The organism is Microbacterium sp. Se5.02b (assembly GCF_019464375.1).
Lineage (GTDB): Bacteria > Actinomycetota > Actinomycetes > Actinomycetales > Microbacteriaceae > Microbacterium.
In genome coordinates this window covers 680,722-694,008 of record NZ_CP080491.1, presented here as the reverse complement: position 1 = coordinate 694,008, position 13,287 = coordinate 680,722, and the positions used below count along the sequence as shown (strand labels likewise).

Below are 13,287 nucleotides of genomic sequence, written 5' to 3'. Positions count from 1 at the left end.
GCTCAGAAGACCTCCACGTGATAGAGACGTTCCAGCACGGATCCGTCCTTGACTCGGTCGTTGCTCCGGTAGCGGAGATGCGGCTGCTCGTGCACGGTGACCTTGCCGAAGTCTCCCAGGATCGAGAGCAACTCTTCCCCACTCACCTGTCCATCCTCACTGTAGGAGATGAACACGTGGCGAGCATCGAGCCGCTCCATCGTGGCCCGGAAAGCGCGACCGGCGCTGCGGCGGTAACAGAAGTCCGAGGCCTGGTCCATCCACGGACGCAGTCCGCCGTCGCCTGCTGCCACCGGCTCGTCCTCCTGGGCGAGGGTCTCGAGGACGTGGTAATTCCCGGCATACTGGCGCTTCGTGTACGGCGGATCAAGATAGACCGCCTCCGTTCGGAGCGACGACGCCAGATCCTCGACGGAGCCCTGCAGCACGGTGTGCTCGCCCGGCGTGGTCTCGAACTCGAGCGGCTCGAAGGTGAGCGGGCGAAGGGCAGTACTCGATAGCGTCTTGCGGAAGTACCCGTAGGTACCGCTGATGTTCGCTACCTTGTTCGTCGCGAGCAGTAGATGCTGGAGCAGGACGCTGTGTTCGAGCTCAGTGAGCGAACCAGCCGCCCTGAGCTCGAGAATGCCCGCACGCACGCCGTCGATGTGCGCGGCGTTCTCGGCGGAGAAGTAGAGCCTCGGCGCCCGGCCGTTTGCTGGGGCACCCGCGGCTCCAAGCTCGCGGGAGAAGTACCCCCGTCGAGGCTCGGCGGCGCGCATCCACTCGAGTGCCTCGGCGTAGCCACCGAACACCTTGAACTCGGGAGGCTTCTTCGCGAGCAGCCGCGTGCGCGCGTGAATTACCGGGAAGGTGAGCGCATCCGAGGCCGTGACGTCGTAGCCGGCACGAGCGAGCGCGAGCGACACGGAGGCCGTTCCGCACATGGGGTCCGCGATGCTCGACCCAGCAGGGACGATTTCCGCGATCTCGCCGACGATCCAGTCAGCGAGCTTGGTCTTATTACCGAGGTAGCGATACGACACGCGCGTCCAATCCCCGATTCCCGCCCGAAAGGCGCCGGTTTCGCACGACGATCCGGTCGTACATGCGTCGATAGCCGCGCGGTGTCGGCAGGTAGAACCGTGGGCCGCCCTGCTGGTAGGTGCCCTTCTCGGCGATCTGGGACATGGGCTGGCCCAAGGTCTTGCTCGACCCGACGATCTCGAACTGCTCTGGGTTGTACTTGTCGATGAACGTGATCGGGACGCCCATGAGGCCGGCGTAGTCGGACGGAATATCCGCGGTTTTGCCGACCTCGATTGCGTCGAAGTTCGCGTAGCGCGGATAGTCGGCCTCGCGGTATCGCTTAGTCAGTTCGAGGTCTCGGTGCCGCTCGTCATAGTCGAGGTTGGTGAACCAACGAACGCCCTTGACGCGAATGTATCGGTTTCCCTCCGCATCAACCCGGGTCCCTGCAGCCTCAAGCGGGTAGTCGGCTGGCACGCGAAACTCGCGGTCGCCGCTGCGGATGCTCGGGCCGTACCACATCTGGTTGTTCTGGAAGAGCGGGAATATCTCCTTGTAGGTGAGCGCGTTCATGTTCCCGAGGATGATGAACTGCTTGTCGTGCTCGACGAGCTGGGCGACGAACTCGCGGAACAGCGAGAATGGCGGGTTCGTGACGACGATGTCCGCTTGGCGCAGCAGCTCGACGCTCTCGGCGCTCCGGAAGTCGCCATCGCCCTTGAGAGGACGCACGCCGATCTCGTTGGCGTCCGGCACGCGGTTGCCGTTCTTGTCGCCGTCGTACTCGAGCCAGACAGCGCGCGAGGAGTCGCCCCGGCTGAACTGGCCCGGATCCTCGCTCTGGTAGCACGTGGCGATGAGTCGCTTCAGGCCCAGCGCCTCAAAGTTCTCGGAGAAGTAACGGAAGAAGTTGCTGACCCTTGGGTCGTCGCAGTTGAGGTAGACGACCTTGCCGGCGAAGTGTTTCCGGTAGTGACTGAGCTCCTTCTCGATGTCAACCAGCTGGGTGTAGAACTCGTCCTTCTTGGCCCCCCTCGCCGCTGACAGATTGCCATTCGCGGCAGTGATGAGCGTCATCGGCCTGCCCCGTCGAGCTCGAGGTGCGATTTCGCGCAAGAGATTGACCGCGTCATAGTTGCGACGATACGGCGGGGGTCCGACTGCGCCTTGATGGCGCGGCGCGAGCTGGGCTGGGGCATCCACTCAGTGTAATGCTCATTGCACATATCTGTACAGCAGGTTGTACAGATATGTGCATATGGCTATACAGTGTTCGCATGACCGCCGTCGAGCGCGCCGAGACACGGGTGACCCTGCTGAAAGAGGCAGTGGACATCGTCGCACGTCTGCAGGCGAACGAGGCCGAGCACGCCGAGCTGCTCGCCAAGCGAGCGGCGGTGTGCAAGGCGCTTCGCGCAGCTGGCACGCCCATCAAGGAGCTCCAGGAGGCGCTCGGCGTCAGCCGGAGCCGGGTGAATCAGTTACTGAGCGACGTGGCTTAGCCGCGCCCGAAGGCCTCCGACGGCCGCGCCTGCCTACCGCCCCATCTGGCGGTCGTGCGTCGACAACATCAGGTCGGCGACGTGTACAACCTCGCGGATGACGTAGCGCGCCGCCTCAGCAGTCACTCCGGTGAGGAGCGTCCGGCCGTGGCCGGTGCCCTGCAGATTCCGCAGCTCGTTGACGGTGAATGCTACGGTCTTCGCCGACTGGTAGATCGAGGGGACCTGCTTCGCGCCCGGGACCGAGTCGTCGACGACCGCCGGGCGAAGCCCCAGCTTCTCGAACGAGAGCGCCACCAGCGCCGGGAAGTCGGCGCGCTCCGGCAGGCGGTTGCCCTCCTCGAGGACGAACTTCGCGACGGCTTCGAGCAGCTCCTTCGCCCCGCCGAGCAGCGCCGCCGGGTCGTCGATGTTCCGCCGCAGCCGCTCGAGCTGTTCATCGAGCGCGGCGCGACCGCCGGTCTCGAGGTGGATGTCGCCCGCGTACTCGAGCCGTCCGTACGCCGAGCGCCCAGCCGGCGTGGGTCACCGCCGCGTGCAGGTCAGCGACGTGCTTGTCGTCGGCATACTTCCCAAACGCGCCGTCGAGCCGGAGCGCGTTGAGCATCCCGTCAACGAGCGCGCCCGCGGGCCGCCGCTCGGCCGCTCGGAACACCGCGAGGACGCGCTGCTGCTTGTTCGGTGCCTGCGTGTTCAAGTCGTAGGGATCAGCGTCGACGTATCCGGCGCCCGCGAAGAGTCGTGACAGCGTGGAGTGGCTCGGCCCGCTACCGCCGCCGAAGAAGAACTGCGCGAAGGCGGCGGCGATCTCGTCGTTGAGCGGGAACGTCATGCTTCCATCTTGGCGGCCGCGGAGACAACACCGGAGTCCTCGCGCAGGCGAGACACGAGTACCGTGAGGGCATGCCCACGACGCCGGACGACCCCACCGAGCGGTTCGCGTCGCTCGCGGAAACGGTGCCGTGGGCGACCCCGCGCCTGGACGAGGACCGCGATCGGTTCGTGGCCAAAGAATAAAGCGCGACCATCGACACGGAGCAGACGCTACCGAATGTCCAGAACCCCGCATCTATTCCGCAGATTCACCGCCAGCTCGCGGCACTCGCTGGCAACCGAAAGCAGGCGCGATCAGGACTGTTCAAAGCACCCGCAAGTCCGCAGAAACCCCTGATAGGGCGAAACTCTTACTCGAAAGGTCACCGGATCGATGCCGGTCGGAGCCACACGAGTGATCGTTACAATCACTCCAGAAACCCTCGCCTAGCTTCTACATGGCGGGGGTTTTGCTTTGCCCCGACGAGAAGCGATTTCCGAACCGATCTAGAGAGCCTCCCGCGCCGCACGAGCGTCCGCGGCCGCGCTCCGCGCCGCATCCACCTGCTCGACCGCTGCAGCATGCTCCGCCGTCGCCGGGGCGATGTCACGCTCGACATGCGCGGCTTCGTCACGCACGCGCGCCAGCTCTGCCTCGAGTTCCGACTCGGTCTCTGAGAGTTCCTCGACCTTGGCCTGCAGCGCCCGCAAGGCCTTCGCTCGTGCAGCCAGCTTCTTCTCGGCCACGGCGAGTTCCCTCTCGGACGCGACTACGCGACGGTCGGCCTCCCGTCGCTCCCGACGTTGCTGGAGTTCGTCGGGCGGCTGCTCCGCCATCGAGTCGACGTCGGGGATATCGCCCGCCACCGAATCGCGTACATCTTCCGCCGTCCCCGACGGCTCGAGCGCGCGGATCAGCCGCCCCGACGCGACCGCTCCCGCCGCCGCGGTATCGAAGAACGCCGCCGAGATGCTGCTCTGGACGGCATCCAGCGTCGCGGGCGTGATGCGTTCGCCGCGGGATCCGGCCACGTCCGCCGCCATCTCGGCAAGCCTCCGCGTGAGCACGCGACGCTCCCTGCCGAGCTTCGCCAGAGCCGCAGCGTCGAGATCGTCCTGCGCCTCGCGGAGTTCTCCCGCCAACCGGAGCGCCTCCCCCAACTGCGCCGCCCGCTCGTGGGCGAACACGTTCACGACCCACGCGGCGATCGACGGTTTCCGCAACGCGAGGATCCGGGATGCGAGTTCGCCGCCTGCTTCATCGGCTCGGGCTTTACGAGCGGCGACGAACTCGCCGGGCGGACCCGAGTACAGCGCGGCCGCGATCTCTTCGAACGACGCGTCGGCCATGCGCCAACCTTACGCCGGGGGCCGCCTACTCCATGGCGAGATAGTCGGCCCAATCGGCACCGACCAGGACTCGAGTTCCCAGTGTGCCGTTGCCACGCCCCGGATAGAAGTAGAGCTGGCCTGCAGAGGTGCGGACCAGCAGATCCGCGAGTCCATCGCCGTTGTAATCGACGCCTCCGGTCACGGCGGTGAACTCTCCCCACCCTTGGGCGACCACCCGCGGCGCGCTGAATCCGCCTGCCACTCCCGGATAGAAGCGCAGAGCGCCGGTCGGATCGACCGCCATGATGTCGCCACGCCCATCGTTGTCGAAATCCCCTCCGACGAGGAAGTGGTACGCCGCCCACCCTGAGCCGAGGGTGATGCTCGGCCCTCCGCCGAACGCCCCGGAGCCGGAGCCGCGGTAGATGGTCAGGACACCGCCCTCGGAGACACCGAGCACATCCTGCCGTCCGTCTCCGGTGTAGTCGGCGCCGGATGTCACGTGCAGCAGGTCGTACCAGCCGCTGCCGACGATGGTCGGGGCGGCGAACCTGCTCGCACCGCTTCCGGCGTAGAACTCCAGCTTGCCGTCGGATCTCGCGGCGAGGATGTCGCCCCTTCCGTCGCTGTTGAAGTCCGTGTGCGTGACGTGCCTGCGCGTGCCGCCCCATCCGCTGAACAGGGTCGTCGCCGAGGAGAAACCGCCGGACCCGCTGCCGGTGCGAAGACGGAGGTCTCCGTTTCCGGCGACCACGAGCACGTCCGCCCTCTTGTCGCCGGTGTAGTCGGCGGCGGCGACACCCGGCGGCTGCCCGGAGCCGAGCCCGGGGAAGTACAGTGGCAGCGTCGTGCCGCGCGTGATGTTCGACAGACAGACGAATCCGTTGTTGACAGCCGTGTACACCGAACCGTTCAGCCGCACCTCGAAGTGCAGGTGATAGGCCGGTGAGTTGCCGGTGTTGCCGACGACGCCGATCTGCTGGCCGCGGACGACCTTCGTCCCCGGCGCGTAGATTCCGGGCGAGGCCATGTGCGCGTATCTCGTGACATATCCTCCGGCGTGCTGCACATCGGTGTAGTTCCCGTAGCCGCTGTTCGCGGTGCGGGACTTGATGACTCCGTCGTACGACGCCACGATCGGGGTGCCACCGGCTCCGGAGATGTCGATGCCGTCATGGGCGCGGTAGTTGTTCCGGCACCCGTCGCCCACCTTCGATTGGATGTTGCCCGAAGCCGGGTGGACCATCTGCGGGTCGTTCGCGGCGGTCGCGGCGGGACCTGCCGAAAGCGCTGGCGCCAGCGCTCCGATCGCGACGGCGAGCACGGCGGCGATCCCGATGCGGCCGAGACGCGCGCGGGATGGTCGCTTCATCTCGAAGTTTCTCTCTCGTTCGGCGGCCCCAGGGACGTGATGCCCTCCGACGTCACCGTATCAGCGCTGAGGAGAGCCCCCGCGCACGTGGCCGATGAACCGGCAGATCGGTCCTCATCGGAACGGACCGCGTCACAGCAGGTCGAAGTCGCCGCCATAGGGAGCCGAGTCGTCGCCCGTGTCTCGAACGTCGTACTCCACGGTCTCCACGGAGATGACGATGCGGGTCGCGAGGGTGATCAGGACGCTGATCGAACGGTTGCCGACCACGACGAATTCGACGAATCCGCCGCCGGCGCGCATCGCGGTCTCGATCCGGTCTCTGATGTCTGTGACGTCCTGCCCCTGCGCCAGGTAGTACCCCGTGTCATTGAGCTCGATCCGGATGCGCACCATGGTCTGCATCTCACCCTCCGCTGGTCGTCATCTCCGCTGTCATTCCGGCGAAGGTATTCGATCCGACCGCCGGCACAGAAGGGGATTGCGGATGAGCCCGAGAAGAGGCAGGGTCCGCACCGGGGTGTACCGTGCAGTCATGGGAAGACTCCGGTACGACGGCACCTCAGAACCGATCCTCATCGAGGACAAGACGCTGGCGCATCTCAAGATCGTGATCGCGACCAAGCTGCGCCGCCAGGAGAGCTTCATGATGACGTGGCGCCCGGTGGGCGGCGGGGTCGACAAGCGTGCGACCGTCTGGATCCATCCGGCCATCCCGCTCCAGTTCGGGTTCGAGGACGCCGAGCATCCTCCGGTCGACGCACGGCTCGTGGCCGAGATGATGCAGTCGCTCAACGCGACGGGCGAGCTGGTCCTCGATCATCTGATCGACCCTCGCTGACCACCGCTGACGGCTCCTGGCCGGCGATCCGCGCCCGCTACGCTGAGGCGGTGGACGTCCTCCCCTACCTCCTCCTCGGGCTGCTGATCCTCGCCCTCATCATCGGCGGGACGCGCCTGCGGAGCCGGGTGAGCCGCGAAGCGATGGGAGCCGGCGCCGGCGCGACCGGGAGATACGCCGCCACCCGACGCGCGCACACGCTGGATGAACTCGGGGCCAGTCTCATCGTCCACGCTCCGGAGCCGCTCGCGCGGGAGATCGTCACATCCGTGACAGCGACGCAGGTCAAGGTGTCTCTCCGCGACGACGGCAGCCTCGGCATCCGGTTCGTGGAACCCGACGACACGATCGTCGCGCTGATCCCCGATCGGGACGGGACCCGGCTGCAGGTCGAGACCTTCCGCGAGTACATGGGACATCCGCAGACCGCCGCGCTGTGGACGGACCTGCGCGCGGCGGTCGCCTCGGTCGCGGGCGTCCGCGGAGTGACGGTCGAGGACGGGGAACTGATCCGATACCGCCGTGGGCCTCTCCTCGACGACAGGAACGCCCGCTGGGAACAGGACCGCTGACCCCCTGACCGCGCCCATTCACAGGCACGAAAACAGGCGCGCGACTTCCGGGCTACGCAACTAGGCTGGGATACGCGCCTCGCGCGGCCGGGCCTCCGCCGGGTCATGGTCGTGGCGTGAGCCCAGACGACCTCTTCCTCCGGTCGCACGACCCCGAACATCGGGATGGAGCCGCCGCTCCACCGTGTGGCCACGCCAGAAAGGCACGAACCACATGAGCGAATCCTCCGGAACCGCCGACCGCGACGGCGAGCGCTCGCCGGACTTCTTCGACCAGCTGATCGAGACCACGCCCCGAGACGCACAGGGGGCGTTCACCGTCGGCTTCCGTGGTTACGACAAGGGCGAGGTCGACGCCGCGCTGGCGACCCTCCGTTCCCAGCTCCAGAAGGCCGCGGCCGACCTCGCCGGGGCGAAGAGCCGAGAAGCAGACGCCGTGGATGCCGTGCGCGCCGAGGAGCGCGAGGCCCGTGAAGCTCTTGAGAGCGAGCTCACCGCCGCGACCGCCAAGGCGTCGGAGGCCGAGCAGCAGGTCGCGACCCTGACCTCGGAGCTCGTCGACGCCCCTCAGGCAGATGGGGAGGAGGCGCCGTCGCGGCAGCAGTTCGAGGCGATCCTGCGTGTCGCCGAGGAACAGGCGAACGTCCTCATCCAGAACGCCGCCGTGCAGGCCGACCGCCTGATGACGTCAGCCCGCGAAGAGGTCACGGCGCAGCGCGCAGAGGCTCAGGCCGACGCGGAGCGCATCACCGCCCAAGCACAGCGCGACGCCGACCAGGTGCGCCTGAAGATGGACACCGAGTACACGGCACACGAGGCCCGCGTCGAGCGTGAGGCCGCGCACGCCGCCGAGAAGGTGAACCAGGCGGCGCAGGAGGCGACGGCGATCCGCACCGAGGCGGAGAAGGGCGCTGCGGCGCTCCGCTCGCTCGTGACCCGTGAGACGACGCAGCTGCGCGCAGACGCCGAACGCGAGGTGCGCGAGATGAACGCCCGCGTCCTCGAGTTCGAGGAGACCCTCACCCGGCGCCAGGACGATGCGCAGCAGGAGTTCCTCGTGCTGCACAACCAGGCCGTGGCGCACGCAGAGCGCATCACCAACGACGCCAACGAGCAGGTCTCCGCGTCTCTCGAGCACGCCCAGCGGATCTCGGCGAGGGCCGAGGACTACGAGCGCCTGACCCGCTCACAGGCGCAGGCGATCGAGGCCGATGCCCAGGTGCGCGCTCGCGAGACCCTCGAGCGCGCCAGGGCGAAGTCCCAGAAGATCGTCGACTCGGTCACCGGTCACACGACGGCCGTTCTGCGCGACGCCGAAGACCGCACGCGGCAGCTGCGCTGGCAGCAGCAGCAGCTGACGAGCTTCATGGCCGAGGTGCGCGAGCTGATCCGCCCCGACGGCATCTTCTCCGACGACGGCGCATCGTCCGGCGTCGGAGAAGATGCCGAGAGCGCCGAGGATGCAACGACGACCGCGGCCGAGTTCCCCTCCGAGGCTCCCGCCTCCCCTGAGGGGACCTTCCTCGGCGACGAGGTCCTCGAGGACGAGCTCGACGACGACCGTCCCCTCGAGAAGATCACGATCGATGTGGTGGAGACGAAGAAGAAGTCCTCCAAGTAATCGGAGACGACGAAGGCGCGAGCAGGATTCCTGCTCGCGCCTTCGTCGTCTCCGGGCCGAGGAGGGATCCCCGGCGGGTCGGTGTCGGTCAGGCTCGCCCGAACTGCGCAGAAGCCGGGCAGTCGAACGGGTCTGCGCCGGCGGAGAGGCCGACCCTGTTGAGGTACTCGATGACGATCAGGTACGAACGCCCGAGGCTGGTCTCCGTGTACGGGACATCGTTCGCGGTGCAGTAGTCACGGACGATCTCCCGGGCCTTGGCGAGGTGCAGTCGGGGCATGCTCGGGAACAGGTGATGCTCGACCTGGTAGTTCAGACCACCCATCAGCCACGTCGCCCACCATCCGCCGCGGATGTTGCGGGAGGTGCGCACCTGCTTCGTGAAGAAGTCGAGACGGGCGTTCGGGTCGATGATCGGCATGCCCTTGTGGTTCGGAGCGAACGATGCCCCCATGTAGACGCCGAACACCGCCAGCTGGACACCCATGAAGGCGAAGGCCATCCCGAGCGGGAGCATCAGGAAGACGGGGGTGAGGAGGATCGCGAACCGCAGTGCGATGATGCCGAGCTCGGTCCAGCGGCCCTTGACGTTCTTCTTCGTCGTGAGGTGCTTGAGACCGATGTAGTGGAGGTTGAGCCCCTCGAGGGTGAGCAGGGGGAAGAAGAGCCAACCCTGCTTGCGCGTGATCAGACGGATCAGGCCCTTCGACTGCGCGGCGTCCGTCTCGAGGAACGAAATCGTGTCGACCTCGATGTCTGGGTCCTTGCCGACCTGGTTCGGGTTGCCGTGGTGCTTGGTGTGCTTGGAGTCCCACCACGAGTAGCTCATGCCGATGCTGCCGGCGAGAATTCGCGCGAGACGGAAGTTCGAGGGGCCGGAGGACAGGATCTGTCGGTGCGCGGCCTCGTGGGCGAGGAACGCGATCTGCGTGAAGACGATGCCGAGGCCCGCGGCGATGAGCAGCTGGAACCAGCTGTCGCCGAGGAGGATGAACCCGGTGATCAGACCGCCGAGGGCGACGACGATGCCGCCGCCGACGAGGGCGTAGAACCACTGGGCCCGCTGGAGCAGTCCCATCTCCTTGACCACCTGCGACACCTGCTTGTACGCCTTGGCCATCGGGGGGAACTCCGCGTTGCCGGAGTAGGTCTGGCGAACCGGACCCAGCGTTGCCGCGGTCGATTCGATCTGTGTGATGGAGATGATCTTCTCCTGCCGATCGGAGCCCTTGAGCTGTGAAGCCCAAGGCGACTGCCCAACGCTTACCTCACGATAGCCCGCGCCCCATGCGCGTCAGGGAATACATCCACAACCCTTGACGAAGGGAACTTCCTGTGCGTGAGGGAACCCGACGACGGACTCTCCTTCGCGTCGCCGATCCCGTTCAGGCGCGGGCTCTGCGGGTCCTGCGGCGCCAGGCCCGCGGGAGGATCGGCGCGAAGCGCGGTCCGCGCGGAGCCGGGCTCTGTGCGTCTTCGAGCGCGCGGAACGCGTCATCGAGGGAGTCGAAGGCGCCGAGCTCGGAGCCGCGATTGTCGTGGACGAGGTGCGCGCTGCCGTCGTACTCGACGAATCCGGCGAACTCGCCGGCGCGTGTGGCGACGTGCACGTCGGTGTCGGCCTGCTTCCAGGTCAACGGATCGGACGGGGGAAAGGTGGTCGTGCTCATGGTGATGCTCATTGCTGTGTGGCGGACACGCGTCGGCGCTCCGCAAGATGTCAGATCGAGGGCGGATTCCGCACGCATCGATGTGCGCGGTCCGTGATGGCCCTGATCAGTGGCGGCGTGGCGGCCGAGAGGGGCGATGCACACACGCTGCATGACTAGTGTAGCAGAACGCGTCTCCGACCCCGGCTCCGCGTCGCATCGGTCAACTGGCGGGCGGCTGGCCGCCCCCGCCGGGGCCGCCCTGACCGCCGGGCGCGGAGCTTGAGGACGGCACCGTGGCGGTGTCGACTCCGACGACGAGCGTCGCCGTGTATCCGGCCGACACGCTCCCGGCGACCGTCGCGACCTGCAGGGCTCCGGCGTCGTCTCCGAAGACGTTGTCGCTCTCGAGCGTGATCCGGCCGAGATTGTCCGCGGAACCGTCATAGGCGGGATCTCCGTACACCGCGGTGCATGCCGCTTCGGGGAGCGCGAGCTGCGATGTGGCGATCGCTGTCGTCGAATCCGTGATCGACTCGACGTCGGGATACACCTCGAAATGGATGTGGGGCCAGCGCCCCGAGTAGCACCCGGGGAAGATCGAGGTGAAGGCGACCGTACCCTCCGCATCCGCCACCTGCACGCCCCGGAGATACGTGACGTCCTCCAACCCGGATGAGTACATCGAGTACTCGCCCTGCGCGGTGCAGTGCCACGCGTACACGGCGACTCCGGCGAAGGGAACGGCGCCGTTCGCGAGGTCGATGACCTGGAGTCGGAAGGTGAGCGGGACCCCGTCGGCCGTGGCCGCGCCGTCGATCGAGGAGCGGATGTCCTGGCGGACGATGCCGGAGTCCTCGAGCACATCGGGCCCGTTCGATCCGTCACCGGGGTACGGGCCAGCTGTCTCGTCGGGGATCTCCGCGACGCTCGAACCGTCCGCGGGCGTGCCGGAGGAGGCCGACGGCGACGGAGTGCTCGAGGATCCCGCCGACGCTGCGGGCGCACACGCGGCGAGCACGACCGCGCCGAGCCCGATCCCCGCGAGTCCGAGCACGCCCCGTCTGCTCATCAGGGTGCGGATGTCGAAGGCAGCCCCCTGGTCGACGACCTCTTCGTCTGCGCGATCCAGCAGTCGCCCCTCGTAGGCGGGGCCGTCCGGTGTCTGCGTGGGTTCGGGGATGCTCATGCGCTGGGTCCTCTCCTGCGGCCTGTGGTGGTGCCACCATGGTGCGCGAGGATCCGATCAGAAGCCTTTGCTCGGCCTATGGTTCGTCTATCAGGGTCGGCGCGACCGGGGGCCGGACCGCCAGCACCGCGACGATGCCGACGAGGATCAGGGCGGTGAGAGTGACAGGGATCGGTAGCACCGGGTCCAGGAGCACGAGCACGGCCCCGAGCGGGACGACCGTGTTGACGACGCGGTCGGCGTTCTCGCGGATCGCGATCCACCAGATGCCGATCAGGAACACGGCGATCGGGATGGTCACCGTGAACGACGCCACGACGTTGGACAGGTGGCTCACCCCGGTCAGGACGTCGATCTCGACCTCGATCCCTGCGGAGAAGGCCGCTGCGGCAGCGAACACGAAGTAGTGCGAGTATCCGTACCGGAGCGAGCGGCGGAACGTCGTGATGGCGCGGTGGTGCGGGGGCCAGAAGTAGATCCACCACAGAGATGCCGTGACCACGAGCGTGAGGACCGAGATCGCGATCAGCGGCCCCAGCGTCTCCACCTCGTCGAGAGCGTCGATGATCGCGTTGGCCGACGCCAGGAGGCTCTCACCGAGGACGATCAGCGTGAACAGACCGTATCTCTCGGTGATGTGATGCGGGTGCCACGGTGTCTGCGTGCGGTATTCGGCGAACACCGGCACGCCGATCTCGATCAGCGCGCACAGTACGAACGCAGCGAGCTGCCACGGGCCTGTCGGGATGAGGAGGAAGAGGATCCACAGCACCTGCACGGCCGCGATGCCGAAGGCGTATCGACGGGTGGCGGAGCGGAGCGGACCCGCAGAACGCGACGCGCGGAGCCACTGCGCCACCATGGCGACACGCATCACGATGTAGCCGAGCACGGGCACGGTGAAGTCGCCTTCGGTGAAAGCCTGAGGGATGCCGGCGGCGAACACGAGGACTCCGCCCATCTGCACGAAGGTCGTGACCCGGTAGAGCCAGTCGTCGGTGTCGAACGAGGTGGCGAACCACGTGAAGTTCATCCACGCCCACCAGATGGCGAAGAAGACCATCGCGTATGAGGTGATGCCGTGCAGGAAGTCGGCGTGGCCGAGAGCGTGGTGCAACTCCGCCGACGCGATGCTCACCGCGACGACGAAGACGAGATCGAAGAACAGCTCCAGGGTGCTCGCGGTGCGATGCGGTTGAGCGGGATCCCGTGGCTGCATCCGACGGAGCTGGAAGCGGCGAGCGGCGGCGTCGGTGGTCACGGCGAAAGGATAGCGCCAGGATCGCCGCTCGCGAGAGGACGATTCGTCCATTCGTGAGAATTACCTTTCGGTTAAGGCCATGTTCCGCTACAGTGATCAGAGTCTGCAGTGCCTGCTGTCAGCGACC

15 protein-coding genes are annotated in these 13,287 nt (G+C 67.1%); 4 read left to right on the top strand and 11 right to left on the bottom strand.

Annotated features, from left to right (window positions below; all coding sequences use genetic code 11):
• Nucleotides 1–2: 2 nt before the first annotated feature.
• Together K1X59_RS03420 and K1X59_RS03415 are read right to left on the bottom strand one after the other, a co-directional pair.
• Nucleotides 3–1,025, bottom strand: coding sequence for a DNA adenine methylase (locus tag K1X59_RS03420; protein WP_051667921.1), 1,023 nt, complete (start codon nucleotides 1,023–1,025; stop codon nucleotides 3–5).
• Nucleotides 1,003–2,085, bottom strand: coding sequence for an adenine-specific methyltransferase EcoRI family protein (locus tag K1X59_RS03415; protein WP_051667923.1), 1,083 nt, complete (start codon nucleotides 2,083–2,085; stop codon nucleotides 1,003–1,005). The genes K1X59_RS03420 and K1X59_RS03415 overlap by 23 nt, the downstream gene beginning before the upstream one ends.
• 200 nt (nucleotides 2,086–2,285) lie before the next feature.
• Here K1X59_RS03415 and K1X59_RS03410 point away from each other — a divergent pair, with 200 nt between their 5' ends.
• Entirely contained in the window at nucleotides 2,286–2,510 is a 225-nt protein-coding gene (locus K1X59_RS03410; protein ID WP_029266267.1) for a hypothetical protein, read from the top strand.
• A 33-nt stretch (nucleotides 2,511–2,543) separates the two neighbouring features.
• On the opposite strand, the gene K1X59_RS03405 is transcribed toward K1X59_RS03410, so the two are convergent.
• From K1X59_RS03405 to K1X59_RS03385, 5 genes are all read right to left on the bottom strand, one after another.
• Complete coding sequence (locus tag K1X59_RS03405) at nucleotides 2,544–2,807, bottom strand: abortive infection family protein (RefSeq protein WP_220173941.1); 264 nt, start codon at nucleotides 2,805–2,807, stop codon at nucleotides 2,544–2,546.
• 139 nt (nucleotides 2,808–2,946) lie between these two features.
• Nucleotides 2,947–3,342 carry a hypothetical protein gene (locus K1X59_RS03400; RefSeq protein ID WP_220173940.1) on the bottom strand — a complete coding sequence of 132 codons (396 nt, stop codon included), beginning with the start codon at nucleotides 3,340–3,342 and terminating at the stop codon, nucleotides 2,947–2,949.
• A gap of 488 nt (nucleotides 3,343–3,830) precedes the next feature.
• Nucleotides 3,831–4,673: a transposase gene (locus K1X59_RS03395; RefSeq protein ID WP_220173939.1), complete on the bottom strand. Its 843-nt coding sequence runs from the start codon at nucleotides 4,671–4,673 to the stop codon at nucleotides 3,831–3,833.
• Between the two features lie 25 nt (nucleotides 4,674–4,698).
• A complete protein-coding gene (locus K1X59_RS03390) occupies nucleotides 4,699–6,027 on the bottom strand; it encodes a VCBS repeat domain-containing M23 family metallopeptidase (RefSeq protein WP_183151865.1) in 1,329 nt (442 codons plus the stop codon).
• A gap of 132 nt (nucleotides 6,028–6,159) precedes the next feature.
• Nucleotides 6,160–6,432, bottom strand: a complete 273-nt coding sequence (locus tag K1X59_RS03385; RefSeq protein WP_183151864.1) for a hypothetical protein — start codon at nucleotides 6,430–6,432, stop codon at nucleotides 6,160–6,162.
• Between the two features lie 130 nt (nucleotides 6,433–6,562).
• On the opposite strand from K1X59_RS03385, the gene K1X59_RS03380 reads away from it, so the two are divergent.
• The 3 genes from K1X59_RS03380 to K1X59_RS03370 all read left to right on the top strand — a co-directional run bounded on the left by K1X59_RS03380 (nucleotide 6,563) and on the right by K1X59_RS03370 (nucleotide 9,061).
• Nucleotides 6,563–6,868, top strand: coding sequence for a hypothetical protein (locus tag K1X59_RS03380; protein WP_183151863.1), 306 nt, complete (start codon nucleotides 6,563–6,565; stop codon nucleotides 6,866–6,868).
• A gap of 50 nt (nucleotides 6,869–6,918) precedes the next feature.
• Nucleotides 6,919–7,440, top strand: a complete 522-nt coding sequence (locus K1X59_RS03375; protein ID WP_183151862.1) for a hypothetical protein — start codon at nucleotides 6,919–6,921, stop codon at nucleotides 7,438–7,440.
• A gap of 214 nt (nucleotides 7,441–7,654) precedes the next feature.
• A complete protein-coding gene (locus K1X59_RS03370; protein WP_183151861.1) occupies nucleotides 7,655–9,061 on the top strand; it encodes a cell division initiation protein in 1,407 nt (468 codons plus the stop codon).
• An 88-nt stretch (nucleotides 9,062–9,149) separates the two neighbouring features.
• On the opposite strand, the gene K1X59_RS03365 is transcribed toward K1X59_RS03370, so the two are convergent.
• The 4 genes from K1X59_RS03365 to K1X59_RS03350 form a co-directional block, all read right to left on the bottom strand.
• On the bottom strand, nucleotides 9,150–10,250 hold the full coding sequence (locus K1X59_RS03365) for a fatty acid desaturase family protein (RefSeq protein WP_396652600.1): 1,101 nt from the start codon (nucleotides 10,248–10,250) through the stop codon (nucleotides 9,150–9,152).
• A 196-nt stretch (nucleotides 10,251–10,446) separates the two neighbouring features.
• Nucleotides 10,447–10,731 (bottom strand): hypothetical protein, encoded by a 285-nt coding sequence (locus tag K1X59_RS03360; protein WP_220173938.1) that lies wholly within the window; start codon nucleotides 10,729–10,731, stop codon nucleotides 10,447–10,449.
• Between the two features lie 202 nt (nucleotides 10,732–10,933).
• Nucleotides 10,934–11,899 (bottom strand): intradiol ring-cleavage dioxygenase, encoded by a 966-nt coding sequence (locus tag K1X59_RS03355; RefSeq protein ID WP_220173937.1) that lies wholly within the window; start codon nucleotides 11,897–11,899, stop codon nucleotides 10,934–10,936.
• Nucleotides 11,900–11,975: 76 nt separating this feature from the next.
• Nucleotides 11,976–13,118 carry a low temperature requirement protein A gene (locus K1X59_RS03350; RefSeq protein ID WP_183152749.1) on the bottom strand — a complete coding sequence of 381 codons (1,143 nt, stop codon included), beginning with the start codon at nucleotides 13,116–13,118 and terminating at the stop codon, nucleotides 11,976–11,978.
• Nucleotides 13,119–13,287: the final 169 nt, after the last annotated feature.